Source organism: Micromonospora sp. CNZ296 (genome assembly GCF_007827635.1).
Genome location: NZ_VISW01000002.1, coordinates 442113 through 467551 on the forward strand (window position 1 = coordinate 442113; position 25439 = coordinate 467551).

The 25439-nt window shown below is 70.1% G+C and carries 34 protein-coding genes; 15 read left to right on the forward strand and 19 right to left on the reverse strand.

The window, feature by feature from the left end:
• Window positions 1-94: 94 nt before the first annotated feature.
• From FB455_RS04755 to FB455_RS04765, 3 genes are all read right to left on the reverse strand, one after another.
• Window positions 95-1774: an AAA family ATPase gene (locus tag FB455_RS04755; protein WP_222434126.1), complete on the reverse strand. Its 1680-nt coding sequence runs from the start codon at window positions 1772-1774 to the stop codon at window positions 95-97.
• A 163-nt stretch (window positions 1775-1937) separates the two neighbouring features.
• Window positions 1938-2513, reverse strand: coding sequence for an HD domain-containing protein (locus tag FB455_RS04760; RefSeq protein WP_145752392.1), 576 nt, complete (start codon window positions 2511-2513; stop codon window positions 1938-1940).
• Complete coding sequence (locus FB455_RS04765; RefSeq protein WP_145752394.1) at window positions 2510-3637, reverse strand: helix-turn-helix domain-containing protein; 1128 nt, start codon at window positions 3635-3637, stop codon at window positions 2510-2512. Before FB455_RS04765 ends, FB455_RS04760 begins: the two co-directional genes overlap by 4 nt.
• A gap of 218 nt (window positions 3638-3855) precedes the next feature.
• Between FB455_RS04765 and FB455_RS04770 the strand changes: the two genes are divergently transcribed.
• The 3 genes from FB455_RS04770 to FB455_RS34195 are packed head-to-tail and all read left to right on the forward strand — an operon-like array spanning window position 3856 to window position 4600.
• Window positions 3856-4215 carry a hypothetical protein gene (locus FB455_RS04770; RefSeq protein ID WP_186466371.1) on the forward strand — a complete coding sequence of 120 codons (360 nt, stop codon included), beginning with the start codon at window positions 3856-3858 and terminating at the stop codon, window positions 4213-4215.
• Window positions 4212-4430 (forward strand): hypothetical protein, encoded by a 219-nt coding sequence (locus FB455_RS04775; protein ID WP_145752396.1) that lies wholly within the window; start codon window positions 4212-4214, stop codon window positions 4428-4430. Before FB455_RS04770 ends, FB455_RS04775 begins: the two co-directional genes overlap by 4 nt.
• Window positions 4427-4600, forward strand: a complete 174-nt coding sequence (locus FB455_RS34195; RefSeq protein ID WP_186466372.1) for a hypothetical protein — start codon at window positions 4427-4429, stop codon at window positions 4598-4600. The genes FB455_RS04775 and FB455_RS34195 overlap by 4 nt, the downstream gene beginning before the upstream one ends.
• A 46-nt stretch (window positions 4601-4646) precedes the next feature.
• On the opposite strand, the gene FB455_RS04780 is transcribed toward FB455_RS34195, so the two are convergent.
• From FB455_RS04780 to FB455_RS04790, 3 genes are all read right to left on the reverse strand, one after another.
• The gene (locus FB455_RS04780) at window positions 4647-5081 is read right to left on the reverse strand and encodes a hypothetical protein (RefSeq protein WP_222433936.1); all 435 of its coding nucleotides are present in this window, start codon (window positions 5079-5081) and stop codon (window positions 4647-4649) included.
• A gap of 168 nt (window positions 5082-5249) precedes the next feature.
• On the reverse strand, window positions 5250-5834 hold the full coding sequence (locus tag FB455_RS04785; RefSeq protein ID WP_030269023.1) for a GIY-YIG nuclease family protein: 585 nt from the start codon (window positions 5832-5834) through the stop codon (window positions 5250-5252).
• Window positions 5835-5936: 102 nt separating this feature from the next.
• Window positions 5937-6902, reverse strand: a complete 966-nt coding sequence (locus tag FB455_RS04790; RefSeq protein ID WP_030269025.1) for a hypothetical protein — start codon at window positions 6900-6902, stop codon at window positions 5937-5939.
• Between the two features lie 229 nt (window positions 6903-7131).
• On the opposite strand from FB455_RS04790, the gene FB455_RS34200 reads away from it, so the two are divergent.
• Complete coding sequence (locus FB455_RS34200) at window positions 7132-7296, forward strand: hypothetical protein (RefSeq protein ID WP_186466373.1); 165 nt, start codon at window positions 7132-7134, stop codon at window positions 7294-7296.
• A 7-nt stretch (window positions 7297-7303) separates the two neighbouring features.
• Window positions 7304-8245 (forward strand): AEC family transporter, encoded by a 942-nt coding sequence (locus tag FB455_RS04795; protein ID WP_145752398.1) that lies wholly within the window; start codon window positions 7304-7306, stop codon window positions 8243-8245.
• Between the two features lie 6 nt (window positions 8246-8251).
• On the opposite strand, the gene FB455_RS04800 is transcribed toward FB455_RS04795, so the two are convergent.
• On the reverse strand, window positions 8252-8905 hold the full coding sequence (locus FB455_RS04800; RefSeq protein ID WP_091328493.1) for a Type 1 glutamine amidotransferase-like domain-containing protein: 654 nt from the start codon (window positions 8903-8905) through the stop codon (window positions 8252-8254).
• A gap of 139 nt (window positions 8906-9044) precedes the next feature.
• Complete coding sequence (locus FB455_RS04805) at window positions 9045-9407, reverse strand: nuclear transport factor 2 family protein (RefSeq protein ID WP_145752400.1); 363 nt, start codon at window positions 9405-9407, stop codon at window positions 9045-9047.
• Between the two features lie 137 nt (window positions 9408-9544).
• Here FB455_RS04805 and FB455_RS04810 point away from each other — a divergent pair, with 137 nt between their 5' ends.
• On the forward strand, window positions 9545-10126 hold the full coding sequence (locus FB455_RS04810) for a dihydrofolate reductase family protein (RefSeq protein ID WP_030269029.1): 582 nt from the start codon (window positions 9545-9547) through the stop codon (window positions 10124-10126).
• A gap of 111 nt (window positions 10127-10237) precedes the next feature.
• Here the strand turns inward: FB455_RS04810 and FB455_RS04815 are convergent, their stop codons facing one another.
• On the reverse strand, window positions 10238-11218 hold the full coding sequence (locus FB455_RS04815; RefSeq protein ID WP_145752402.1) for a PQQ-binding-like beta-propeller repeat protein: 981 nt from the start codon (window positions 11216-11218) through the stop codon (window positions 10238-10240).
• A gap of 85 nt (window positions 11219-11303) precedes the next feature.
• Window positions 11304-11741, reverse strand: a complete 438-nt coding sequence (locus tag FB455_RS34535) for a mycothiol transferase (RefSeq protein WP_200905172.1) — start codon at window positions 11739-11741, stop codon at window positions 11304-11306.
• On the opposite strand from FB455_RS34535, the gene FB455_RS04825 reads away from it, so the two are divergent.
• Window positions 11728-12480, forward strand: a complete 753-nt coding sequence (locus FB455_RS04825; protein ID WP_071095384.1) for a GNAT family N-acetyltransferase — start codon at window positions 11728-11730, stop codon at window positions 12478-12480. The genes FB455_RS34535 and FB455_RS04825 overlap by 14 nt on opposite strands.
• A gap of 59 nt (window positions 12481-12539) precedes the next feature.
• Here FB455_RS04825 and FB455_RS04830 read toward each other — a convergent pair whose 3' ends face one another.
• On the reverse strand, window positions 12540-13241 hold the full coding sequence (locus FB455_RS04830; RefSeq protein ID WP_486481498.1) for a hypothetical protein: 702 nt from the start codon (window positions 13239-13241) through the stop codon (window positions 12540-12542).
• 165 nt (window positions 13242-13406) lie between these two features.
• Between FB455_RS04830 and FB455_RS04835 the strand changes: the two genes are divergently transcribed.
• Both FB455_RS04835 and FB455_RS04845 read left to right on the forward strand, forming a co-directional pair.
• Window positions 13407-14150: a 3-oxoacyl-ACP reductase family protein gene (locus tag FB455_RS04835; RefSeq protein WP_145752405.1), complete on the forward strand. Its 744-nt coding sequence runs from the start codon at window positions 13407-13409 to the stop codon at window positions 14148-14150.
• Window positions 14151-14260: 110 nt separating this feature from the next.
• Window positions 14261-14638 (forward strand): MmcQ/YjbR family DNA-binding protein, encoded by a 378-nt coding sequence (locus FB455_RS04845; RefSeq protein WP_186466378.1) that lies wholly within the window; start codon window positions 14261-14263, stop codon window positions 14636-14638.
• 96 nt (window positions 14639-14734) lie between these two features.
• On the opposite strand, the gene FB455_RS04850 is transcribed toward FB455_RS04845, so the two are convergent.
• Window positions 14735-15202, reverse strand: a complete 468-nt coding sequence (locus FB455_RS04850; protein WP_013477100.1) for an SAM-dependent methyltransferase — start codon at window positions 15200-15202, stop codon at window positions 14735-14737.
• A gap of 100 nt (window positions 15203-15302) precedes the next feature.
• On the opposite strand from FB455_RS04850, the gene FB455_RS04855 reads away from it, so the two are divergent.
• From FB455_RS04855 to FB455_RS04885, 4 genes are all read left to right on the forward strand, one after another.
• Entirely contained in the window at window positions 15303-16160 is an 858-nt protein-coding gene (locus FB455_RS04855; protein ID WP_145752409.1) for a PhzF family phenazine biosynthesis isomerase, read from the forward strand.
• 264 nt (window positions 16161-16424) lie between these two features.
• Window positions 16425-16793 (forward strand): YciI family protein, encoded by a 369-nt coding sequence (locus FB455_RS04865; protein ID WP_013477097.1) that lies wholly within the window; start codon window positions 16425-16427, stop codon window positions 16791-16793.
• Between the two features lie 352 nt (window positions 16794-17145).
• Entirely contained in the window at window positions 17146-17892 is a 747-nt protein-coding gene (locus FB455_RS04880) for a dienelactone hydrolase family protein (protein ID WP_091328473.1), read from the forward strand.
• Between the two features lie 9 nt (window positions 17893-17901).
• On the forward strand, window positions 17902-18309 hold the full coding sequence (locus FB455_RS04885; protein ID WP_013285901.1) for a VOC family protein: 408 nt from the start codon (window positions 17902-17904) through the stop codon (window positions 18307-18309).
• A 90-nt stretch (window positions 18310-18399) separates the two neighbouring features.
• Here the strand turns inward: FB455_RS04885 and FB455_RS04890 are convergent, their stop codons facing one another.
• Window positions 18400-18789 (reverse strand): VOC family protein, encoded by a 390-nt coding sequence (locus tag FB455_RS04890; protein WP_145752413.1) that lies wholly within the window; start codon window positions 18787-18789, stop codon window positions 18400-18402.
• A 26-nt stretch (window positions 18790-18815) separates the two neighbouring features.
• Window positions 18816-19010, reverse strand: a complete 195-nt coding sequence (locus FB455_RS04895) for a helix-hairpin-helix domain-containing protein (RefSeq protein WP_013285903.1) — start codon at window positions 19008-19010, stop codon at window positions 18816-18818.
• A 214-nt stretch (window positions 19011-19224) separates the two neighbouring features.
• On the opposite strand from FB455_RS04895, the gene FB455_RS04900 reads away from it, so the two are divergent.
• On the forward strand, window positions 19225-20616 hold the full coding sequence (locus FB455_RS04900; RefSeq protein ID WP_486481504.1) for an alpha/beta hydrolase: 1392 nt from the start codon (window positions 19225-19227) through the stop codon (window positions 20614-20616).
• Window positions 20617-20628: 12 nt separating this feature from the next.
• Here FB455_RS04900 and FB455_RS04905 read toward each other — a convergent pair whose 3' ends face one another.
• From FB455_RS04905 to FB455_RS04925, 5 genes are all read right to left on the reverse strand, one after another.
• Window positions 20629-21696, reverse strand: coding sequence for a hypothetical protein (locus FB455_RS04905; protein WP_145752417.1), 1068 nt, complete (start codon window positions 21694-21696; stop codon window positions 20629-20631).
• Window positions 21697-21729: 33 nt separating this feature from the next.
• A complete protein-coding gene (locus tag FB455_RS04910) occupies window positions 21730-22050 on the reverse strand; it encodes a PadR family transcriptional regulator (RefSeq protein ID WP_013285906.1) in 321 nt (106 codons plus the stop codon).
• A gap of 41 nt (window positions 22051-22091) precedes the next feature.
• Entirely contained in the window at window positions 22092-22589 is a 498-nt protein-coding gene (locus FB455_RS04915) for a YcxB family protein (RefSeq protein WP_123110445.1), read from the reverse strand.
• A gap of 95 nt (window positions 22590-22684) precedes the next feature.
• Window positions 22685-23428 (reverse strand): SAM-dependent methyltransferase, encoded by a 744-nt coding sequence (locus FB455_RS04920; RefSeq protein ID WP_013285908.1) that lies wholly within the window; start codon window positions 23426-23428, stop codon window positions 22685-22687.
• 53 nt (window positions 23429-23481) lie between these two features.
• Entirely contained in the window at window positions 23482-24258 is a 777-nt protein-coding gene (locus tag FB455_RS04925; RefSeq protein ID WP_240322348.1) for a hypothetical protein, read from the reverse strand.
• Window positions 24259-24563: 305 nt separating this feature from the next.
• On the opposite strand from FB455_RS04925, the gene FB455_RS04930 reads away from it, so the two are divergent.
• The gene (locus FB455_RS04930) at window positions 24564-25439 is read left to right on the forward strand and encodes an alpha/beta hydrolase (RefSeq protein WP_145752419.1); all 876 of its coding nucleotides are present in this window, start codon (window positions 24564-24566) and stop codon (window positions 25437-25439) included.

Genomic DNA, 25439 nt, shown 5'->3' on the forward strand with positions numbered 1-25439 from the left:
AACGGTGGGAGACTTCTGCATCCTGTGACGGTTCCGTTGACAGCGGCCAGAAGGTTTCCATCTGCGGTCATATCGGTCCTGCGGGCGCTAAGGCTTACGCGTCACGGCGGATCCTTGGTGCGTCTGGGCGAGCGAACTCTGGAAGGAATTCACTGAGGGATGATCGAATACTGCTCTCCAGATCTGCGAGGCTGCTGTCACCCTCTAGTGCGGCGACGATGAGCCTACGATATGCCTGCGGTGTCATTCCTGCTATTTGGGCAACTCTAGGAATCAGCTGCTTTCCGGGCATTAATCGCAGAACTTCAACGATGCTGGCTTTGGCGTTTATGAATGCCTCTTCGACTCGGGTGCGCTCCGTCTCAAGGATCTCCTGAGGTTTGAAATCCCAGTTGGCCGAATCGAAGGTTGCCGGTATCTGTGAAGAAATTTCCGAGATGGCGGCGTTTCTTGTACCGACGGTCGCAACTACGCCGACCAATCGAGATTCGACCTGGCGCTTCCAGCGTTCGAGGATGACCTTGCTTCGCTCGTGGTCTTGATAGCTCGAAATCAGGGTAGCGCAAAGTTGGGCTTCATCTACGTGGTTTCCAATATGTGAACCGACCGCCACAGCCACTGCTGGAACCGCGAAGATTGACTCGACCTCATGAACGCCTAATGCGTAGACGCCCTGAGGGAGGGCGGCGAAGTAATTGTCTGGGTGGAAGTCTCGGTCTACCAGTCCGACTACCTCCAGATTCCGAATTAGGTTGGAGCGACGCAAGGCGGTGACGCAGCGAATCACCATGTCTGCGCTGCCAACCGGTCTCACTACCGTCGTGCGGTCACCCAGCCATGCTGCGTAAAGAATCTTGTCGAATGAATTCTCGTCACCTTCGCAGAAGATCACTCGTTTTGCATAGAAGGATAATGAAGCGGTTCCTAGCAACACTGCGGCGACGTCATCGGAAAGTCGCTCTTGGAATGACGAAGGGGTGAGGCCCGTGGCGGGGCTAGCCAGAAGAACATGCCCCCTGCGGGAGCTTGCGAAGGTCATATCGTGCGTGACGTACACGATACGGAGATCTGGCCGCTCGGCCTCGATCGCGTCCCAGAACTCTACAGCCAGAAGTGAATGAAAGTGCGTCTCTGGCTCATCGACGAGCACTACAGCTCTTTCGTCCGCATTGATGAGTCGGCCCGCAAGGTATAAGGCCGCCTTCTCGCCGTCGCTCATCTGCCAGGCAGTGTACTCGACCGGGTCAGCACCGGCGAGAACGGAGCTTCGGACATACGGACCGTAATCCTTGAAGAAAAGCTCTCGCCCCGGGAAAAATCGAGACCAAATTGACTGAACCTTTTCAAGTGTTGTTAGCTCGGGAAGGCTTTCCGCCCTACCTGCTCGTACACTTTGCAAGTACTCCGTAGAGGTGTTGAACGACTCAGCGAACAGGGAAGTTAGGAGAAAATCGAAGTCGTTGCTTAGCTCGTAGGGTTGCACACGCGCCTGCTCGCGCTGGCTAACGAAGTTGGCTTTTGCTTGGCCGAGCGACATGGGCTGGAGTTGTTGGCTGATCCGAGTGTTGCGAAGGGCATTTACGACCTCGAGGCCTACCGCGCTTGTAATCTGGCGGGATAGTCGGGTCTTCCCAGAGCCGTTCGGGCCGACGATTACTACTGGTCCAGGATCGGATATGACATACCCGCCCGGCACCGTGATCGACCTTTGCTTCTCTGTATCCTCCTCCACCTCAGAGGTGTCGTTTGCATTCGTGTCAGAACTGCCGGCCATGATGGGCATAACTCATGGTAACAGGCTTCATTTGGGGCGAGAAGTGCCTTCGGTTGTCGTCTTTCAGCTAAAAGTCGATACCCGCTGATTATGGTTGTACGTGACTGAGGCAATCCGAATCCGTCATAAACATGAGATGCTGCGATGGGTCGTTATTCAACGCCTAAAGCCGGGGCGGCTTCAGCCACTCCATGGGAGCGCCGGTAAGGGCGGCGTCGGCGAGGCGGTGAGCCGATGCTGTCTTGAGCGATGCCCGCGAGCTGTCGATCCAGCGCTGAACGTCGGCGACGCCCTGCTGCCGGTACTCGACCGCTTGGACAAGGCACTCCAACTTGTCCGCGTCTCGGGCCACCACCGCCTCCAAGGTTTCGCCGGCCTCGTACTCGGCGACGGCGGCATTGATCACATCGGCAACGGCGGGCGGGCAGTCGGCGACCTGGTCGGCGGTGACGGCGGTGTTGGGCGCGGCGGTGAGGTAGCGCTTGGCGATGTGCGGGATGTCGGTTATCCGAGTTTCCTGCGTGTCGTGCAGAACGCACAACATCGAGACCCGAGCCGGGTCGGCACCCTCCATGGCCGCGAGCATCATGCCGATGAGCGCCGTGCGGAACGAGTGCTCGGCGATCGACTCGGGGTGCTTCACGCCGGCGAACCACCAGCCGGTACGGGCGGCGCGCTTGAGCACGCCGGCCTCGAAGATGAAGCTCATGGCTCCTGCGGCGTCCTGGTCCTCGCTCATCTGCCCGTCCCTGTACCGGTGACTCCGTCAGCACGGAGGCTGTAGAGGATAGACGTTAGTTCTTGTCGTGACTGCGTGGATACCTGGTCGCTGTCGAGCAGCGTGGCGCACCGGTCGGCCAGTGCCTGCCCGGTGGCGAGGTCATCGTGGGTGAGGCCGCGCCTCGCCATGAGCAGAGCCCAGAGGTTGTGCACGTTGAGGTCGACGAACGGGTGGCCGATGGTGAGGCGGTCAACCAGGTGCCGGAACAGTACGACTCCTCGCCAGTCGCCGAGAGCAGTGGGCATGAACGAGTCGTCGCGATGGCGGTACGGAATCTCGCCCACCCAGTAGGCGGAGTAGTTGAGTGCGGCCCGCTCACAGGCATCGTCCGGGTGAGCACGGTCGATGAAGTCTCTTAGCGGTTCCGGATCTCCCTGGTTCGCCAGGGAGGTCACCATCGACCGGATGTCGGGCCACAGCGGTGACCAGGTGTGGAAGCGGGTGATCTGGCGAGTTGTCCGGGTGGTGCCTTCGGCGAGCCATGACGCAGACGCGCCTGTGTGATCCATGCCGGCAAGGAAGCAGGCTTGCCGGTGCAGCAGGACATCCGGCTCGCGTTCGGACGCCGAACGTTCGGCGAGCATGCGGAGGCGTGCGAAGAAGGCCCTCCGCTCGTCGGCGGGCAGGAGCGGGGCGGTCGCCACGGGTCCGCGTCGGCGGGGTATGGGGAGACTCCTGATGAAGGTTGGCGTCTGTCCGAGAACGCTCCAGAGGATCAGGTCGGTCAGACGGTGCGTCAGCACCGACCAGCCGAGAGGTTGTTCGGCGATGGGGGATCGGCCCGCGTCGTCCCGGAGGAGCGCCGCAAGGATGAGGTCTGCCTCGGCGGCGTCGTCGAGAGCGGCCAGCAGCTTTGTGTTTGCTCCGAGGCGTCCGAGCCGCTGGCGAATCGCAACGGCCTGACCGAATGGCACGGCGGTGAACGGTCTGCGCCCCGACTCCCAGCTCTGAACGGTCACCCGGTCCACGTCCAGATGCGCGGCGAGTTGTTCTTGGGTGAGCGGCACGGATTCACGAACGAGCTTCAGGAGATAGCCCGTCACCTCGCCGCGCTGCGGCGTGGAACTGCGGTGACCTGCCAACTGACATCCCTACGTTGACCGGTGGTCGACGTTTCGCCGGAATCGGACCGCGAGGTGGCGTTCCTGATCGGCTCACTCGTACCGCTGGTGAGTCCAGTGATCGACGCCATGATCGTAGCGTCGCAGTTACCGAACGTTCCAGATCCGGTCCGCGATTCGTGGCCGGTCGAATTCCGCTGCCCTGCGGAGGAAACGGCGATGCGGGAGAGGACACCACCGTGGAGACGAGTCACCTACGACCAGTACGTGATCGCTACTGCTTTGACGCTCGCACGTCGGCATCGCCCCAAGTGGTCGTGGCGGAAGTGGCGGTGGGTGTGCCGCTGCGGGGCGGAGCTGCCGTGCCGGAACCGCCACCGCGTACCGATCAATCGCGGTCACTGGCCGTCGCAGGAGGACCAGTGAGCACTGCGGAACAGGCGATCCTGGCGGTGCACGTACGGGGTCTGGACGGGATGTGCGTGGGCTGCCGGCTGTGGTGGGCGCGGCTGACTCCGTACCCCTGCTGGCAGGTCGCGTGGGCGACCAGCCGGCAGGCGCGCGCGAGCGTCGCCCGCTTCCTGGGGGTGCGCGGGTGAGCGCCCACGGGCCGGTGCTGCCGGTCTGGACGTGCGGTGGGTGCGGTGCGCCGTGGCCGTGCGCGACGCGGCGGCGGGAGCTTCTTGCGGAGTACGAGGGTGCGCCGGTGTCGCTGGCGGTGTACCTGGGGGCGCAGCTGGTGCGGGCCACGGCGGACCTGAGCTGGGCGCCGGCCGGGACGTTGCACCGGCGGTTCCTGGGGTGGGTGCGGTGAGCGTGTTGCGGCCCGGCGACGAGAAGTTCCACTACAGCGACGGGTCGCATCGGTGGACGGCGCCGGATCCGGAGTACGACCAGGAGGTGTGGGAGGAGCAGGTCCGCCAGCACAAGCTGGGTCACCTCCGCAACGAGCACCCGAGGGTACGCATTCGGCGGATCATGTGATTCCGGCTGATCGGGCGGCGGATTGTCGGCTTGGTGCCGGACGCGATCAGTCGGACGTCAGGTTCCATCGTGCGGGCAGGGTGTCACCGCACAGGGCGCACGTGAAGTCGTCATCCCGCACGATGTTGCGCTCGCCGCAGCTGGGGCAACGACGGAAGATCACCTGGTCGGTGAAGCGACCAGGGTGCGGTACGCCGACTCGGTCAAGTGCCTCCGCCACAGCGGGCCAGCAGTCCGGATCGGGGCAGTAGCCGGTCGACTGGTTCGTGACCTCGCTGGCGCGCCAGCCGCCACCGGCCAGAGCAAACGCCATCTCACCTGCGGCGAGCACGTCCCGCCCACCAGCAAGGGCGATGTGTTCGCTTCGACGCGGCGCCAGTCTGAGCACGCCATCGAGATCAACGACGAACGTGACCGGTTCGACGAGGTCCCCAGGGTCACGCCCGGCCAGCCACTCGTCGAGCGAGGCGATCGAGTCCACGGTGACAGCGTCCACCGCGACCGCCCGGTCACGGAACTCCGCCGGCCCGACATAGGCGTACTGCCTCGTCTGTGCCACGGCGCGACGATATCGGACCTGGGACCGAACGCGGCTACTCCAATTCAGGCCTGCGGATGCGCCGAGTAGCACCGTGGGCTACGGCGTGTGCTAGGGCTGGGCCGGGCCGCTGCTGCCGTTGTACGAGTTCTTGGCGGCGACCACTGCGGCCTGGATGTGCTCGGGGTCGACGCCGTGGACGTTGAGCGGCGGGTGCAGACGCCTGACGAGTTCGGCCTCGATGATCGTCGGCTCGGGGTCCTCCGCCCAGGTCAGGCGCAGGTGCTCGTGCATCCACGCGGTCAGCCGCGTCTCGTCCTCGGGCACCAGGACGACGCGGTCGGTCCAGGTGGTGCGGTAGCCCTCGGACACGAGGAGGCCGGCCAGCGTACGGCGCAGGGTCGAGCTGCCCGAACGCCGCAGATGGTTGCGCAGGATCCGGCCCCGCAGGCTGGTCGCCCGGCCGAGATAGAGCATCCGCCGCGACGGGTCGCTGTCGTTCGGCGGCCCGGGGAGGTCCGGGAGGACCGAGGGAGCAGCCCACCAGGCGTAGACGCCGCTGCCACGGCTGAGCCGCTTGACGGCGACTTCGAGCGCGACCGGCACGCCGGAGAGCAACCGCAGGGCCTCGTCGACCCGGGCTTCGTCGGTCGGGACGTCGGCGGATCGCCGTTCGGGGATGGTCACCGGGACCATCCTAGGCGCTGGGCGGGTCGAGATCGGGTGGGGATCCTTCCCGCAAGACTCCTGGATGCCGGTAGGGCAATCAGCAGGCGACGTTCACGAACTGGGTTGGGCTCACTCGTCGTGGTAGTGGGGGTCGGCGGCTTCCTTGCGGGCCCAGTCGCGCATATCGCGGTAGTGCTCGGCGGTATGCCACGGTTCCTTGCGGACGAAGTCGCTGCCGATGGCGTCGTAGAGGGTGCAGGCCTGCTTGAAGTACCGGCCGTAGGTCAGCGCGAAGGCGAAATAGTTCCAGAGGATCGGTGTCAGGGTTGTGGTCTCGTAGTCGTCATGCCAGAACGACTGCTCGGCCGCGTCGTAGATCTCCGAGGCAACGTCCGGCCGTTGGTAGTACCGGTTTTCCCCGTTCTCGCCCTCCCAGCGGAAGTTGCGATGCACCTTCATGATCACTAAGGGGACGTTGGTAGCGGGGCGGGCCGCGGTTCGCTCCCGGGCGAAGCGGAACGCTGCGTCCCAGCTGCCGCCCCACTTGGGCAACAGGCAGTCGAGCATTTCCTCGTGCCCGAACAGATGTGACGGATCGATCTCGATAAGTCGATTGAATCGCCGCCAACGCTCCACGGCCGGTAGCTGGCGGTAGCGGCTCAGGGCGATCTTGTAGCGCCACGCGTCGGCCATTGCTGGATGGCGGTCCAGGGCCTGATCGAGCAGGTTTTCGGCGAGTTCGAGGCGCTGGAACCAGACGGGCCAGGCCTCCTTGGGTACGGTGTTGGCCCAGCCGTCGCCGCGGGCTTCGCCGGCCCAGGAGATCGCGCGGGCGCCGCCGATGAGTAGCGGCAGCGGATCATCCGGCTGGGCCCGTATTGGTCCGTCGATCCACTCCTCGACACCGGGGGTAGCGGCAGCCACCGCGACGTAGTACATGAAGTGCTCTTTGTCGGCCGCGGCGAGGATCCTGCGGGCCGCGTCCCACTCGCGATCCAGCAGCGCCTCGTTCAAGAGTTCTGACTCGTCGTCGAGGAAGCCGCCGAACGCGAACTCGCCGCCCGAGAGCTTCTGCTTTTTCTTGAAGAGCCGCACAGCGGTGCAGGGTAGTGGATCTCTCGCGCGTTGTGGATCATGCATTCGGCCGCTACCCGGCGGGACAAGGTTTTGCAGCAGCGCCCAGTGCCATCCGCTCATCCGCAGAGCCGTGAGCGCTGGCCCTGTCCCGAGGGCGATGCGAGGCTGAACGCGTGGCTTTCCGATCGATGTACGCGTGGACAGCCCTCGGCTGCCCGTCGGCTTGGTAGGCACCGTGGACGCGTCGGTGTATCTGAAGACCGGCGAGGGTGCGGTGGAGTGTCACGGAACGGGGCTCACCCTGCGGCAGGTCCATGACACCCGCGCCCAGGTGGAGATCGTCGCCGGGCTCCTCGGCTCGTACGCTCCGGACGTCCGCCGGTCCCTGACCTGGCGCGACGCTCGCCGGTGACTCCCGTATGAGCCTGGTGTCGGCGTTCGTACCGATCTGGATCCTCACCGCCGTCGGCTACGTGGCCTGCCGTTGGGGCCTGCTGGGCGAGGCGGCGGCGTCGGTGCTCGGCCGGTTCGTGTTCCATCTTGCGATGCCGGCCGCCCTGTTCCTGGCCCTGTCCCGGATGCCGCTGTCCGGATTCGCCGGCCGCTCGCTGCTCGCCTTCGCGGTGAGCACCGTCGCGGTCGTCGGGTTCGGGTGGGCCGGCGCGAGCCGGCTGTTCGGTCGCGAGCCCGGCGAACGGCCGATCTGGGGCATGGCCGCCGGGTACGTGAACTCGGCGAACCTCGGCATCCCGATCGCGACGCAGGTTCTCGGCGACGTGTCGTTCCTGGCGGTGGTGGTGCTGCTGCAGGTGCTGGTGGTGGCGCCCGTGATCCTGGTCGCCCTGGACCGGCACAGCGACCCGGCCGGGCGGATCAGGGTGCGCCGGATCGCCTCCCTGCCCGTACGCAACCCGGTGATCCTGGCGTCGCTGTTCGGTGTCGCGTGCTCGGCTGCCGGCCTGCGCCTGCCGTCGGCGGCCGCCGCGCCGCTGACGCTGCTGGCCGGTGCCGCGGTTCCGGCCGCCCTGGTCGCGCTCGGCGCGTCGCTGCACCGCACGGCGCCGTCGCGGGCAGAACCGGCCGAGCCGGCCGAGCCGGCCGGGGCGGCCGAGCTGGCCGCGGTCAGCGCGCTGAAGCTGGTCGCGCAGCCGGTCATCGCGTACGCGGCCGGGCTGGCCCTGCACCTGTCCGCGCCGCAGCTGCTCGCCGTGGTGGTGTGCGCGGGCCTGCCGACGGCGCAGAACACGTTCATCTTCGCCCAGGAGTACGGCGTCGGCGAGGCGGTGGCCAACCGGGCGGTGGTGGTGACCACGACGCTGTCGCTGGCCACACTGGCCGTGGCAGCGACGCTGCTCGGGTAGCCACCGCTACGAGGGGAACCGCCTCCAGTGCCCCTCGGAGACGACCTCGACGGTGCCGTCGGTCACCTTGATGGCCGTCTGGTCGTCGATCGCGTACGCCGGACCGGCGATCTCGGCCGCCCACTTCTCGGCGGCGGCCATGGTGTTGTCCGGTTCGAGGCCCAGGTGCGGGAAGATCGAGAAGTCGACGAGCCCGAGTGTCCGGTCGTCGGGTGCGGACTGCCACTCGACGAATTCCGCACCGATCCGTGGGGTCAGCACCATGCTCCCCGCACTCAGCCCCACCCAGACGGTGTCCCGCAGTGACGGCAGGAGGTCCGCCAGCCCGGACTGCCGCATCCAGTGGCACAGGTACGTCGCGTCGCCGCCGTGCACGAGCAGGACGTCGGCCTCGCGGACCCAGGGGATCCAGTGCTCCTGGCCGATGCTGGGCAGCGCTGTCAGTTCGAGGACGCCCAGCGACTTCCAGCCCAGGCCGCTCATGGGCAGCGGTGTCTGACCGGTGATGAAGCGCCAGGCCGAGGCCGGTCCGCCCATCGGGTAGGCCGCCGTGGGGATGCAGAGGGCGCTGGATTCGGCGATCGGCTTGCCCAGCAGGTCGACCAGCGCATCACGGATGCTCGGGTTCTGGACGCCTGCGGATGTGAGGAGAAGTTTCACGCTTGCCTCCTGTACGTAGCGGTCATGACGCTATGCCCGGTGTCGGGAGATCGGTGCACAGGAATGCTGACCGGACGCCGTGACGAAACTCATCGCCGATTCGGATGCATGACCAGCGGACGCCGATGAGGACGTGGCGTCACTCGCGGATCTCCATCTCTGTCACCAAGCCGTCGCCCAGGCGGTAGACGTGCGTGACGGTGTGGTCGGCGAGCTTCGCTCCGGCCTTGTCGTGGACCACCTGATGAACGGTGACGGCGATGCGGCCGTCGGCCTCCGTGCGGAACGCGGTCGGCGTGACGACGGGCTCGATCTGGTCCCACTGCCGGCGCCAGTAGGCACCCACCTGGTCCCGGCCGTGGACGACGCCTCCCTCCCAGCCGTTGGGCCACGAGACGTCCGGCGTCAGGGCGGCCAGCAGCGTGGGGACGTCACGCCTGTTGAAGGCCGCGTAGAGGTTCGTGAGCAGGGCCTGGGGAGTAAGTCGTCCGGGCGGATCCATCCAGCCAGCATGGCCGGTGGACGAGACCTCATGAAGCCCACTTCGCGGTCAGCAGAACGCGCGAGCGTCCGGCTGGAATCGTGTTCGTAGACTCCCGGCCCGCTAACTTGGGGGCACCCAAGGCAGAGGAGAGCCCCGTGGGCACTGTCGTCATGTACAGCTCGGTGTCGGTGGACGGCTTCGTCGCGGACGAGAACGACCAGCCCGGACCGCTGTTCGACTGGTTGACCAGCGGTGACGTTCCGTTGGACGCCAGCGGTGCGTTGAGGGTGTCGCAGACGTCCCACGACTACATCCGGCCGTACTGGGACCAGATCGGGGTGACGGTCGTCGGCCGGCACGTCTTCGACCTGACCGACGGCTGGGACGGGAAGCCGCCGAGCGGGATCGACCACGTGGTCGTCGTGACGCACCGGCCGGCGCCCGAGGGCTGGGACGCCGAGGCGCCGTTCCACTTCGTCGACGGCGTCGAGGCAGCCGTGACCAAGGCGCAGGAACTCGCCGGTGACCGCATCGTCGAGGTCGCCGCCGGCGACGTCGGAGGCCAGGTGCTCGCCGCGGGCCTGGTCGACGAGGTACGCATGGACGTCGTACCCGTGGTGCTCGGGTCCGGCAAGCGCTACTTCGGGTCGGTCGACGCGCAGCACCTGCTGGAGGATCCCGACGTGGTGATTCAGGGCAACCGGGTGCTTCACCTGCGCTATCGGGTGCGCCGTTGACCGTTCTGATCCGCGGCTGCCGACACCGGCGTCCACCCACCACGCGCTGCTGGCCGGCGGCAGCGGACGCGCGTCCGACGCCGGACGGGTACGGCCGGCAGGGCGGTGCCGTCAGAGCAGTGCGAGTTGGCCCGGCATCGGTTCGTCGTCGAGGCGAGCGCCGAGCTGCCACAGCCGGAGCTGATCGTCCTCATGATGACGGGTGAGCCACCGGCCTGGCCGGTACGAGGGGTGGACGGCGCCGGATCCGTGGTGGTGCGGGTAGCGCACCTGGGAGCGGCACCGGAGACTGAGGGCCGACAGCAGTAGATGGCCCTCGGCGCTGTTCGGCAGGTCTTCGGTGTTCAGAGCGGCGAGGGTCAGCTCCTCGCTCAGGAACACCGCGCGGTCCACGTGTCGGCAGCTCGGGAGGCTCGGCGGCGTGCCCGGCAGGTCTTCCAGGTGTCGTTCTGTGATGACGGCACCGGAGGCGACGTCGCGGACGGACAGGAACCCGTCGAGCGTCTGGGTCAGGTAGCGGCCGCCTGCCGGGCTGAAACCGGCGAGACCGCCACCGGCCAGCGGCCGGGACACGATGCGCTCGGCGTCGAGCCGGATGAGCATGGCGCGTGACCGGGAGGGATCGAGCAGCGTCAAGCCGGTCCAGACGCCCTCGGGTGAGTGCATGAACCAGGCGGCCTCGGGACCGGGCAGCGGCGTGCGATGGATCTCCGCGCCGCTCACACCGTGGACGGCGACAAGTTCCGCGGTGTCGCCCAGACGGATCCAGAGGACATGGTCGCCGTCGAGGTGGAAGCCGGCGCCGGCGCTGCCGCCGAGCCGCTCCCAGCTGCTGCGCCACCGAACCGTGCCGTCGTGGTCGAGCACGACGATCTGATGCGCGTCGCCCGCCGCGACGAGTCGACGGGTGGCACTGACCGTCATCGGCGGGTCGTCGAGAGGCGCCGCCAGTCGCGTCACGCGACGCAGGTCGTGGTCGAGCAGGATGACGGTGACGCTGTCCCGCTCAGTGACCGCCCAGCCGAGGCCGGTTGCCTCCGTGACATGCCGCATGCCGGGCAGCCGCACCTGGTTGATCAAGCGGGGTTGCATCGCGGCAGCATAGAGCCATTTCGGCGAGCCCGTCGGGCCGTCTGCGCGGACGCCCGTGCTGAATACCGCACTCGTCGGGCTCGGTTCAGCGTGGTCCCAGCCCGGTGCGCCCGTCGATCAGCTCGCGTACGGCGTCCAGGTGACCGGCGTGCCGAGCGGTCTCCTCGATGACGTGCAGAACGATCCGTCGCAGGTCGGTGGTCTGCGACGCCGGCGTCTCGTCCGGAAGACCTCGCCGCGATCTCGGACCACAAGCGAGATGATTCTCGACGCCCGGCCGTACTCGATTGACACGTCCAGGTCGGGAAGGGCAAGGTTGCAGTCGGCCACGCGCACCGCGTGGGCACTCTGCATGAGGGAATGACGCCTGTGATCCGGGTAGGCCGAGCGGCCGCCTGAGTGTCGACCACGCGACTGACGACCGTCGCGTGCCTGCGACACGGCGGGGCGGCCCGACGTTTCCTCCGCCCGTCGCAGCTTCTCTCATGCATCGAGGTCTCCCGTTGAGCATGGATGCCCGCATCCAGCAGTCCGTCGTCGTCAACCTGTCCCGCCGGCCCGCACCCGTCGAGGTGGGGCCCTTCGTGATCGGGCTGGACCCGACGACGACCAGCCCGTACGTCAACTACGCGACGCCGCGTCCCGGCGCCGCCGTGACCGCGGCCGACGTCACCGCCCTGGTCGCGGCGTTCCGCGCCGCGGACTGCAGACCCCGTCTGGAGTACGTCACCAGTTGTGCCCCCGATCTGGAGGCGCTGCTGACCGCCGCCGGCTTCACCGTGGAAGCCCGGCACACCTACCTGGTCTGCGTGCCGGGCACGCTGGCGTCGCCACCCGTGCCGGACCAGTTGAGCCTGTGCGAACCGGGTACCGACTCCCGGCGCGCCGCGCTGATCAGGGTGCAGAACGAGGCCTTCGGCGGCGATCCGGTCGCCTCCGAGGCCGACGTGGCTCGCCTGCGGCGCCAGCAGGACGCCGGGGGCGTGGTCGTCGCGGCAGTCACCGAGGGCGGTGGCTGCGCGGGCGGCGGCGGTGCGGCCGCACCGGTCGGCGCGGTCAGCGAGGTGGCAGGCATCGCCGTTCGCGCGCCGTACCGCCGCCGGGGACTGGCTTCTGCGATCACCGCCGAGGTGACCCGGCGGCTGTTCAGCGCCGGTACGGAGGTCGCCTGGCTGGAGGCCGGCGGTGCGGAGTCGTGGCGGGTCTACGAGCGCGTGGGCTACCGGCCCGCCGGTCAGCGGCTCTACATCGCCATGAACTGAGGACGGAGGAGCCCGGGCCGGGTGACTCACCCCCCCTCGCGCCCCGGCGTGAGGGGGGATCAGGCGGTCAGCTGGTTCGCGTCGAGCCAACGTCGCCAGCTCACCCGGGTGACATTCCGCTCCGGGTGCTCGGCCACGTGGAGGACGAACTGCGCCCGCAGCCGAACCAGTGGATCGTCGGCGTACGTCAGCGTCGCCACCTCGTGGAAGAACAGCGGGTCGGAGAAATGACGGACCAGGCCCGCGTACATCCAGTCCTTGCACCGGTACGGGCGCCTCAGCGCCGCGAGGGTCAACGCGGCGAGCTGTGGCTCGACGCCCTCCGGGACGCCGGCGCGACGGAATCGGTGCAGGAGCACCTCCTTCGTCCCCCAGCGGGACCACATCGACGACTCCCGCGCTCCCCACTCGTCGGGATGGTCCGTCTCCCACTGCAGGTACAGGACGGCGTACGGCGCCCACCGGGCGCGTCTGTCGAGGTCGTCGTCAGGGGAGTCCCGGAAGGCGCCGAGAGGAGCATCGATCGTCTGCCCTTGATGCCGGCAAAGGCGGGCGTGCGCCTCGTCCATCGCCGCCTGGAGCCGAGCCTGACTGGACCTCGACCGGTAGTGCGCCGACCACAGGCCGTTCCACTCGTCCAGCGCGTCGCTCGCCGCGGCGAGGGCTGCCTGGTGACGGGCCAGCGCCTGGTGCCGCGTGCCCGGGTCGCTCGCGACCAGGTCGAAAAGCCAGGAGTAGTCACCGCTCGGCTCCACCAGCATCATGGCAGCTTGCCATCCGCGCCCTTCCGGGAAGCAGCGGGAGACAGAGGTTCGGGAAGAGAAGGTGGATTTCAGCCAGGCCGCTCGTGACGTCCGTGAGGGGTCGCGAACGCGGCGTCCGATCCCCGCCGGACAGCCGGCCCGTCGTCGACCAGGCTTTCCCGCATGAACAACGCACTCGACGGCAAGGTAGCTCTCGTCACCGGCGGTGGCCGTGGCATCGGCGCGGCGGTGGCCCTGCGCCTGGCCGAGGACGGCGCCGACGTGGCGCTGACGTTCCAGCAGAATCAGCGACGCGCCGACGACGTGGTGGACCGGATCAGGGCCGCGGGTCGGCGGGCGATCGCCGTGCGGGCCGACAGCGCCGACCCGGCGGCGGTGATCGCGGCGGTGGACCAGGCGGTCGGTGAGCTGGGCAGGCTGGACATCCTGGTCAACAACGCGGGCGCGTTCCTGCTCGGGCCGCTGGAGCAGTTGAGTCTCGACGAGTTCGAACAGACCGTCGCGGTCAACGTCCGGGCGCCGTTCGTCGCGACGCAGGCCGCGGTGCGCCACATGTCGGCCGGTGGACGGATCGTCAACATCGGCAGCAACACGGCCGAGCGGACGGTCTTCCCGGGCTTCTCGCTGTACGCGATGAGCAAGACCGCCCTGATCGGCCTGACCAAGGCGCTCGGGCGCGAACTCGGCGGCAGGGCGATCACCGTGAACCTGGTGAACCCCGGTGCCACGGACACCGAGCTGAATCCGGCCGACGGTCCGAACGCCGGCACGATCAACGGGTTCACCGCGCTCGGCCACTACGCGCAGCCGGCCGACGTGGCCGCCGCGGTGGCGTTCCTCGCCGGCCCGGACGGGCGCTACGTCACGGGGGCGACTGTGAACGTCGACGGCGGATTCACCATCTGACCTTCGGGAACGGCCGGGGTCGTGACCGGGCGCTGGTGGCCTGCCCACCGCGGGGCGGAGCGGCGGCTAGGCTGTGCCGGTGTGGAAGGCGGTGTCCCCTGGTGACCATCGTGGTTGACGCGGACGACGTCCGCCGGGTGGCGCTGTCGTTGCCCCACGTGGTCGAGATCGACAGCGACGGCTTCGACTTCCGGGTCGCGGGCAAGGGGTTCGTCTGGTCCTATCCCGAGCGTACGCCCGGCAGACCGCGGCGCATTCGCACCGACATCGCCGTGCTGTACGTGGGCGACGAGGCGGAGAAGCAGGCGTTGCTCCTCGGCGAGCCCGACCTCTTCTTCACCACGCCCGCGTACGACGGGTCACCGCTGGTCATGCTGCGGCTGGCGCACGTCGGTGTCGAGCGCCTGACGGAGCTGGTCACCGACGCGTGGCGGATGCGTGCCCCCGACTCGTTAGCCGGTGACCCCGACGAGGCCGCCGGCGGGTGACGCCGGCGATCGGGCTTCGTCGAACCAGACCTTCTCGACGAGGGTCGCGTGCTTCACCAGACGCGGCAGCGTGGTCCGGCAGGCAGGCAGAGACCGCTACGGCTGGAAGTACTCGGACATCATGCTGCTGACCCATTCCGGCTGCCGGACGTTCGCGGGGACGAACTCCTCGAGCACCGGCTTCAGGTCGATGACGGGCGTGCCTGACACGGCGTCGAGGCCCACCACCGTCAGTTCGCGGCCGTCGACGGACTCGATCCGGCAGCACGTCACGCCGATCCGGTTCGGCCGGCGGGGGCCACGGCCGGCGAACACGCCCATCGGCGGCAGGTCGGCCCGGCCCCGGTAGGGGCGGGGCTCGCGGTGGTCGCCGTCGTCCGGGAACCGGTCGAAGACGAACAGGACCTCCACGTGGGAGAACTCCTCCAGGCCCTGGAGACATGCCTCGCCGAAGCGCTCGTCGACGACGATCGTGCTGCGGACGGCACCCCAGTTGTCGCTGTGCTGGATGTCCGTCCGGTCGTTGCGGACCGTGCCGATCGCAGTGATCTCGAAGCCGCTCATGACCGGAGACTAGTTCCGCATCGATCGCTCCGGGGCCCCGTGTCGCCGTGAGCCGGTCACGGGGCACACGAGCCGGACGGCCGGCGCTAGGCTCATGATCATGGACGTTCTCCGATACGCGGCGTTCACCGCCGACCCCGCCGGTGGCAACCCGGCCGGTGTCGTCCTGGACGCCACCGGTGCGGGCGACGCCGAGATGCAGCAGGTGGCGGCGCAGGTCGGCTATTCCGAGACGGCGTTCCTCGTGCCCGCGGGCGGGGACGGCCGGTTCACTGTGCGCTACTTCAGCCCGAAGGCGGAGGTGCCGTTCTGCGGCCACGCGACGATCGCGTCGGCGGTCGCGTACGCCGAGCGGCACGGCCCCGGCGTGCTGCACCTGGACACCCGCGCCGGACTGGTCGAGGTCGCCACGAGCGTGCAGGCCGACGGCACCACCACCGCCACGCTTACCAGCGTCGCGCCGCGCACCGAGCCCATGAGCGCTGAGGACCTCGCGGTGCTGCTCGCCGCACTGCGCTGGTCGCCGGACGATCTCGACGCGACGCTTCCGCCGCGTGTCGCGTACGCCGGGGCCTGGCATCCGATCGTGGCCGCCGCGACCCGGCAGCGCCTGGCGGACCTGGACTACGACATGGCGGCGTTGAGCGCGCTGATGGCCGACCGTGACTGGACGACGATCGACCTGGTGCACCGGGAGTCCCCGCTGGTGTTCCACGCGCGCAACCCGTTCCCGCCCGGCGGTGTGGTCGAGGACGCCGCGACCGGGGCGGCGGCCGCCGCGTTCGGCGGCTACCTGCGCGAGCTTGGCCTGGTGCAGCCGCCCGCGACCGTTACCGTGCGGCAGGGCGAGGACATGGGGCGTCCGAGCCTGCTCACCGTCGCCATCCCCGCCGGACCCGGTGCCGGGATCGCGGTGACCGGCACCGCCGTGCCCATCCCTGAGGAGGACGTGCGATGAGGCCGGACCACTACGGCGGTTTCGTCACTTCGACGGGCAGCGGGCCACGCTCACCTACTGGCCGTTGCACGCGATGACGAAGGCGTTCACCGGCGCGGGTTTCCGCCTCTCGGTGATCAGCGAACCGCCCTCCTCACCCGACACCCCGCACCGGTCGCACAACGACTGGACCCGCTGGGTCCATGGCGTCGGATACCGGGCGGCTCGTTCGTAGTACGGGTGAGAGGCGGCCTGACCAGGCCGCCCGGACAAGGGAGTCATGGCATGCCGCGGTACCTGATCTCGTTCAACGACGGCGCGATGGACCACATCCCCGTCGAGGAGATCCCCGAGGTGGGCAAGGACGCGCACGCGGTCATCCAGGAGGCCGTGAACGCGGGCGTGTTCGTGTACGGCACCGGGCTCGAACGCCAGCAGGCGAGCATCGTCGGTACGGACGGGTCGGTCACCGACGGGCCGTTCCCGGAGACCAAGGAGGTCATCGGCGGTTTCGTGGTCCTCGACGTGGCCTCACGCGACGAGGCGCTGAAGTGGGCTGCCAAGATCGCCGTCTCGTGCCGCTGCGCCCAGGAGGTCCGGGAGATCATGCCCGACCCCGAGACGGAGGCGATGCTCCGCGCGGCGGGCCGGTGACAGGTCCGAAGTCGACGCGACGACGGGGTGGGCGTGGCACCCGGACGGCAGCCAGGCCCTCCATGATCGTTAGCCAGGTCGCGGCAGTCGTCGAACCGCACCGGGAAAGACGCCCGGCCCGCTTGCGTGAACTCGGGAACGAGTCGCTTCCCCTCGGTGCGCGTCGGATGGCCGGGTGCGGCGAAAACCGGTTGGCGGTCCCGGCGAGCGCTGCTAGCTTGCCGATGGCCGTGCCGGAGAACGAGGGAGGTGGTACCCGTGACCGCAGTATCGACATGGGTGCTCCCCTCGGGGGTCACGGCCGGGCGACAGGTCGTCCGGGAGCGCCGTCGCACTCCCGAAAGGCACGACCATGCGATTCGTCTCCGACCAGCGCCTCGCCGACGGCGTCCGCGAACGTGAGTTCACCCTCGGCGAGATCCCGGGCATCCTGTGGACGCCCGCATCCGCGCCCACGTCGGCCCCGCTGATCCTGCTCGGCCACCCGGGCGGACTGCGCCGGATGTACCCCCGGCTGGTGGCCCGGGCCCGCGACTGCACGGCGCAGGGCTTCGCGGCGGCCACCCTCGAACTGCCCGGCGGCGGGGACCGGCCCGCGTCCGCCGCAGCCGAGCAGGCCCGCGCCGACCTGCGCCGGGCACTGGCGGCAGGCGAGCCGGTAGCCGACGACATCGTCGACCGGCTCGTCCTGCCGCTGGTGGAGAAGGCGGTCCCGGAGTGGCGGGCCGTGCTGGACGCCCTCCTCGCACTGCCGGAGATCGGCGGTCCGGTCGGCTACTCCGGCGGGGTGATCTCGATCGGCGTACGGCTGGCGGTGGTCGAACCCCGCATCGTGGCCGCGGTCCTGTTCGCCGGGAGCTTCGTGCCGCGAGCGATGTTCGCCGAGGCGCGGCGGGTCACCGTCCCGCTGCACGTCCTGTTGCAGTGGGACGACGAGGGCAACGACCGGCAGATGGCGCTGGACCTGTTCGACGCCTTCGGCTCGGCGGAGAAGACGCTGCACGCCAACATGGGCGGGCACACGGGCGTACCGCGGTTCGAGGGGGAGTCCGCGAACCGGTTCTTCGGCCGGCACCTGCGGACGCCGCCGAGCTCATAGGGTGGACGCATGACGCCCGTGACCGGACTGGACCACGTCGTCATCGCCGTGTCCGACTGGCGGGCCGCCACCGACTTCTATCGCGACGTCGTCGGCGCCGAGGTGATCGGCGTGGGCGGCGACCGCGTCGCCTTCCGGATCGGCCCCCACCAGTTGAGCGTGCACGGGCCGGGTCTCGACCTCGGCGGCAACGTCGCCCGAGTCCCGGTCCGCCCGGGCAACAGCGACATCTGCTTCGTCTGGGCGGGGCCGATCGAGGAGGCGGTGGCGCACCTGCGGCGGCACGACGTCGAGGTGGAGACGGGACCGGTCCGGCGGGTCGGCGCCGGTGGCGCCGGGACCAGCGTCTACTTCCGCGACCCGGACGGAAGCCTGCTGGAGTTCATCTCCTACCAGGATTCCTCGCAGCAGCCGTAGGTCCTTGCCCTGCCAGCTCGCGGTCCAGCTGTGCCAGGGGCCGCCGGGGTGCGTGAAGCGCGCGGAGCCTCGACGCCCGATCTCGGTGCGTCACGCGGACCCGCCCACCGGCGACGCCCAGGTGGGGCGCCGGATCAGGCAGAACGGGTGGCCCGCCAGGTCGGCGTACACGTGGTCGCCCGGCAACCGCCGCGCGCCCAGGGCGAGCACCGCCTCGCCCGCCGCGTCCTGGTCGTCGACCATCACGTCGAGGTGCATCTGCTGCGGCACGGCCGGATCCGGCCACGTCGACGGCGTCAGCCCGGGGGCGCGCTGGAACGCCAGCCCGGACGCCGCCGTACTCGCCGACACCACGGTGAAGTCGTCGTCCGCGTACGTGATCGGGTCGCCGAGGACCGCGCTCCAGAACCGCGCCTCGGCCATCGGATCCGGGCAGTCGACGATCAGATGGTGGAGCCGCCCGAGCGGCACAGGGATCACCCCGTTCCTGGCCGTGCTGCCGGGCGTCAGCTCAGCCGCAGGTCGTGCTCGTCGAGGGCGGCCTCGATGACGCCCAGCGCCTTCGGTCCCATACCGTGCAAGCGGGCCAGCTCCGCGCGCGGCACTCCGGCGAGCTGGCGCAACGTGGTGTAGCCGGCGGCGGTCAGCGCCCGCGTGGCCGGTGCGCTGATCTTCGGCAGGCGGTCCAAGGACGAGGTCATCGCCCGATGCTAGACCGCTAGCACCCGGCCCGATGCCCCCCGCGAGTGCCCGGCCGGCAGATGCGGACTCGCCTCCGTCGATGCGGCACTCGGGGCGGCCTCGGGGAAAGGCCCGACGGGTATATCGGGGCGTTTCCGTATGGGACTCGGGTGGAGTGCCGCTGAAGAATCGATGAGCATCCAGACACCGGGAGGTGCCGTGTTCCGACGTACCATGGCCGTCGCTCTGGCCGCGCTCACCGTCCTGGCGGGACTGCCCGGCGCGGCGCGCGCCGGTCTTCCGTCGCAGCGGCTCGTCTGGACCGAGTGCGCCGACGACCTGCCCGACGTCCCGCCGGATCCGCGCGTGCGGTGCGCCCGGCTCCGGCTGCCGGTGGACTGGGCCCGGCCGAACGGCCCGGCGTTCGACCTCGCCGTGGCACGCCGGTCCGCGCGGTTGCCGGAGCAGCGGGTGGGCACGCTGGTGTTCGGGCCGGGCGGGCCCGGCGACTCGGGGGTGGAACGCATCCGCAGGGGCGACCGGTTCAGCGGCGAGTTGCTGGACCGGTTCGACCTGGTCAGCTTCGACCCGCGTACCGTGGCCCGCACCGCCGCGCCCGTCTGCACGCCGGATCCGGCGTTGCGCAGGCCGCCCGTCCCGCTGGCCGGCCAGGCCGACTTCGACGCCGCCGTGGCCTACAACCGGGCGCTGTGGAGCCGGTGCCGCCCGACCAGCCCGGTGTTCGACCACGCCGACACGCTCAGCACGACCCGCGACCTCGACGCGCTACGGCGTGCGCTGGGGGAGCGGCGGCTGTCCTTCCACGGCAGCTCGTACGGCACCCTGCTGGGCCAGCAGTACGCCGAGCGGTACCCCGGCCACGTGCGGGCCGTCGTGCTGGAGGGCGTGTTCGACCACAGCCTCGACGTGCGGTCCTTCGTGCGGACGCAGGCCGCCGCGTTGCAGGACGCGTTCGACGAGTTCGTGTCCTGGTGCGACAGGTCGGCGGACTGTGTGCTCCACGAACGGGACGTGCGATCGGTGTGGGCGCGGGTGCTGGCCCGCGCGGACCGTGGGGAATATGCCCCCCGTACCGCCTTCGACGTCACCGCCGTGGCGCTCGGCATGCTCGCCGGCCCGCGCTGGCCGCAACTCGCCGCGATCGTGCGGGACATGGACGCCGGTACGCCGCCACCGGAGGTGAATCTCTCGATCTCGGTCGCGGCGTTCTGCGCGGACTGGCCCGCCGAGGTACGCGACTACGCCGAGTACGCCGGCCTGGTCCGGGACGCCAGGGCCGCCGCCCCGGACGTCCGGTACGGCGCCGGTCTGCTGGCCGTGCAGACCTGCCTGGGCCGGCCGTCCCCGGTCCGTAATCCGCCGCACGAGCTGAACGTGCACACCCGCACGCCGCTGTTGCTGCTCAACGCCCGGCACGATCCCCGTACCGGCTACGCCTGGGCGGTGAACGTCGCCCGGCAACTCGGCCGGCACGGACGCCTGGTCACCTACGAGGGCTGGGGCCACGGCACCTACCAGCGCAACGACTGCACGACCGCCGTGGTGGACCGGTACCTCGTCGACCTGACGGTGCCCGCCCCCGGCACGCGCTGCCCGGCGAGCTGACCCGGCACGCCGCTAGACCGCCGGCCCCGGGTCCGGTGCCCCGGCGAGCGTACGGCCCGCCGGGCGCCGGTGCGGCAGCGCCGCCAGGCCCAGCGCGAGGAGCAGCAGGACCGCACCGAGCAGGAACGGCAGCGACAGGGTGGGCTGGCCGAGCCACTCCCACGGCACGTGCCAGCGGGGATGCGGCTCGCTCAGGTGGTGCGTGAGCATCAGCGGCGCGCTCAGCAGGATCGGTGCGGCCCAGAACACCATCGCGACGCCGTACAGGACCTTCGCCGGGCCCTGCACCAGCGGGTGCCGTCCCTCGGTGCGGCGGCTGGCCCAGCCGAACAGCACCCAGCCGCCCAGCGTGCCCAGCGCGAAGGCGAGCAGACCGGCGGGGTAGGCGGCGGCCGGGGTGGCGCGGCTGAGGGCGAGGCTCATCGAGCCCTCGGCGTTGATCTGCACCGCGAGGATGTGGTCGCCGCGATCGGCGTACACGGTGATGTCGGAGGGGATGGACGCCGGGTCGCACTGCGGACTGCCGGGAATGCAGCCGTACGCGTCGGTGTGGACGGGCGCGCTCCGCTCCCACCCGGCGGCGTCCAGGCGTTGCCGCAGGTCGGTGAGGCCGCCGGCCGGTGCCTGGTCGAACGACGCGGTCAGCTCGGCCAGCGCGTACTCGCCGCCGTCGCCGAGGAGCAGCTCGGACAGGAGGTCCTCGCCGAGCGGGTGGCCGTAGATGAGGAACACGGCGGGCGGGTCGTCCTGGTCGAGGTGGCTGACCTGCCGGTCCGGGTAGAGCTGCCCGACCACGGCGGCGAGGTCCCGGTGGTCGAGCGGGCGGGAGCCGAGCCACGCGAGCCAGGTGCCGAACGACGCGGCGAACAAACCGCAGACCACCGCGAAGACCGCTGCCCAGGCCACCACGGAACGGCTCGCCGGCCGTCCCAGCCGGGCGCGCAGACCATGACGTACGAGATTCGCCGCGACCCGGCCACGCCGGTGGGCCGAGCCGACGTCCCGTACCGTCTCCCGGATCTCGGCCCCCCGCGCGCGGCGATAGTCACGGGGGTAGGCCAGCAGCAGCCAGCGGTGCATGGGTTTCTCCCTACGGTGCCGCGACGGCGGGGGTCAGGCGGGGCGAGGGCGCAGAGCGCGCAGCCGGGTCTCGGCGGCGGACGCGAGCTGCCGCAGCCGCTCGGTCTGGCGTGCCAGTTCGGCCCGGCCGTCGGCGCGCAGCCGGTAGTAGCGGCGCAGCCGGCCGTCGACCACCTCTTCGTGGCTGAGTTCGACGAGTCCCTGCGCCACCAGCCGGTCCAGGGCGGCGTAGAGCGTGCCCGGCAGCAGGTTGACGCGACCGCCGGACAGACCGGCGACCTCCTGGATGATCCCGTAGCCGTGGCGCGGCTCGTCGGCCAGCGCGGTCAGGATCAGGAAGGTCGCCTCGCGCATCTCACTCACCGAGGCAACATATACAGCCGATCAATACATGGTCAACGGTCGCCGAGGAGGTGCCGCTCGGCCATGAAGGCGCGCAACGTCCCGGCGTCCTCGGCGGACATCAGCCAGCGGGGGATCACCGTGGCCGGCATCCGCCCGACGTACACGATCCAGAAGTCAGGGGTCTCGGTGACGCGCGTGACGCCGTCCCAGGCGATGCCGCCAGACTCCGAACCGCTGCGCATCATGATGTTGCGGTCGTCGATGTCGTAGCCGCCCTCGACCGCGTAGCCGCCGGAGCGGCGCCGGGCCCGCCACCGCACCCACGGCGCGTACAGCATCGACAGCACGCCGGCCACGATCAACGCGGTCCACAGCGACGCGAAGCGGCCACCCCGCTCCGACGCCTGCGAGGCGACCCACCCGATCACCCCGATCGCGGCCAGGGCCGCGCCGATGTAGCCGAACCGGCGCAGCCGGGCGGCGGCCAGCGCGGCGGCCACGCGGGCCGGATAGGCGGGGTCGGCCGGTACGGCGAAACGGATCTGCATCGGCACCGAGGACCACCCACCGGACTCGTGTTCTGGACGGCGGGAGCGCTGCCCCGCGACGACGTGCGGGTCCACGGTACCGGGGCTTCCGGCTCTCAGATCCGCCGCAGCACGAACGTCACGAAGCCCAGCATGTTCCGGTACCCGCGCAGCCACTGGTCACGGTGCTCGCGGGCGGCCGTCAGCGCCCCGGCGGCGTCCGGGTGACCGGGGTTGTCCAGCGCCCACTCGGTGAGCGAACCGGTCCACGACCACTCGTAGTCGTCCCACTCGGCGGTGTCGCTGACGTGCGCGTACACCGGGGCCCAGCCCGCCTGCCCGGCGGCGTCGACCAGACCGGCGAGGTCGGCGTGGTCGTCCGGTTTCGCGCCCAGCGCCGCCAGCGCGTCCGGCGTCGGCGGCACCTGCCAGAATCCCTCACCCACCATCAGGATGCCGTCGGGGTTCACGTGCCGGCCGGCCAGCTCCAGCGCTCCACCGAAGCCGCCGAACGCGTGCGTCGACCCGACGCAGAGCACCAGGTCGTAGTCGCCGTCCGGCACGTACGACCGGGCGTCGCGCTCGTGCAGCGTGAGCCGGTCGGCGAGGCCGCGCTCGGCGGCGGCCTCGGCGGCGCGTTCGAGCGCGTACGGGCTGAGGTCCACGCCGTCGGCGTGCCCGTCCGGGTAGTGCGCGAGGGCCTGCAACGCCCAGGCGCCCTCGCCGCAGCCGAGATCGAGGATCCGGGCCGCCGGCCGCCGGCCCGCCCGGCGCAGCAGCCGGTTGAGGTTGAGACCGGAGATCGGGGCCGCGATCGGGTGGTGCGAGTGCGCGATGCTGCTCAGGCGTTGACGGTCCATCGCCGCAGTCAACACGAGGACTGCGGACCCGCGCACGCGGGTTGCCGCGCCGGTCAGTACCGGCAGACGATCGTGGCGTCGTCGGTGGCGACGCCCTCGCGCGCCTCGGCTTCGCGCACCCGGCGGACGACCTCGGCGGGGCCGTCGGTCTCCAGCAGGCGCAGCAGCCCCGGCCAGCCGGTCAGGCCGAAGGTGTCCACGAGGCGGCTCGCGCCGTTGCTGAGCAGAGCCGTCGCGCGGACGTCGTCGGCCGGGCACTCGCCGGTGACGGCCTCGCCGGCCACCCGCGGGTCGTCCTTGGCGACCCAGAACCCGCCCGGACTGTTCCGCCGGGCCCGCAGCTCCATCAGCAGCCGCCGGTACTCGTCGCCGCCCTCGGGCACGTCCTTCAGCCGCTCCTCGAAGGACCGCGCGATCACCACCTCACGCGGATCATGGGCGGCGACGGGCTCACCAGAGGCCCGGCCGACCAGCGCGACCGCGTCGCCGAGGACCAGGTGCTCGACGGTCCCACCGGAGAACCGGAGCATCGCCACCGCCGCGAACGGGCTGATCGGATGGGCGACGTCGCACGTGTCGCGGTGCGCGTCGGTGACGTGCTCGATGCCCTCGGCCAGCACGTCGCGCAGGCTCCGATCCTGGGACAGCGCACCGAGCAGCGCGCCGCCGAGCCGGGTCGCGTACCAGGCGATGCCGTGGTGGCAGACCTCGTCCGCGCCGGCGATGCCGCCCGCGCCGTCGACCAGGACCATGCCGCACGGTACGGCGCCGGCGAAGTCCTCATTGGCCCGGCCCGGATGCCCCGCGTCGGTCGCCATCGCTACCCGCATCGGCTCATCATGCCGGGACCGGCCGGAACGCGATGCCCCTCGCGCCTTGATCTGAAGTGTGGTTGAGGTCCTGGCGTCGTGGGCACCCGACCACTGCCGGAGGTAGACCACCATGACGACGCCGAACCTGTCCGACGCCGAACTCGCGGGCCAGCCGGCCGCCTACTGGACGGGCATCGCGGGCGACCTCCCACCGTCGGCTCGTTCGAGCGTACGCCCGGCTCACCCCTGTTCAGCCGCCGGTCATGGTCCCGGGCCGCCGCGAATCGGCAGTACGGGCGCGGCCGGGCGGCCAGGATGAGGTGATGCACGCCAGTCAGAAGATCCGCCACCGGCACGCCGACGTCGACGGTCTGGAGGTGTTCCTCCGCGAGGCCGGCCGCCCCGGCGACCCGGCGGTGCTGCTGCTGCACGGTTTCCCCAGCTCGTCGCACACGTTCCGCGAGGTCATGCCCACACTCGCCGAGGTCGCGTACGTGCTCGCGCCGGACCTGCCCGGCTTCGGCATGTCGTCGTCGCCCACAGTCGCCGAGTACGACTACACGTTCGAGAACCTGTCGTGGACGGTCGAGCGCCTCCTCGGCCGGCTCGGCGTGGACCGCTTCTTCGTCTACCTGCACGACTTCGGCGCGCCGGTCGGATACCACCTGGCCACCCGAGCACCGGGACGGATCCGTGGCCTGATCGTGCAGAGCGGCAACGCGCACGCCGACGGGCTCGGCGCGCAGTGGGACACCGCGCGGGCGTACTGGGCCGACCCGGGCGAGGCCACGCGCGCCGCGCTGCCGGACTGGCTGACCTTCGACGGCACCCGGGACCAGTACCTCGCCGGGCTGCCCGACCACGTACGCCCGTTGCAGGCGCCCGAGGCGTGGCACCTGGACTGGGAACGGATGACCCGGCCCGGCAACGTCGAGGCGCAGTTCGCGCTGTTCACCGACTACGCCGCCCACGTCGCCCGGTTCGGCGAGATCGCCGGGTACCACAGCGCCCACCAGCCGCCGGCGCTCGTGCTGTGGGGCCGGCACGACGCGTACTTCGATGTGGACGAGGTGCTCGCGTACCACCGCGCGCTCGACCGGATGGACGCGCACATCTACGACGGCGGCCACCTGCTGCTGGAGACGCACGCGGCCGAGTGCGCCGCGCTCATGCGCGCGTTCGTCCTCGACAACTCGTGA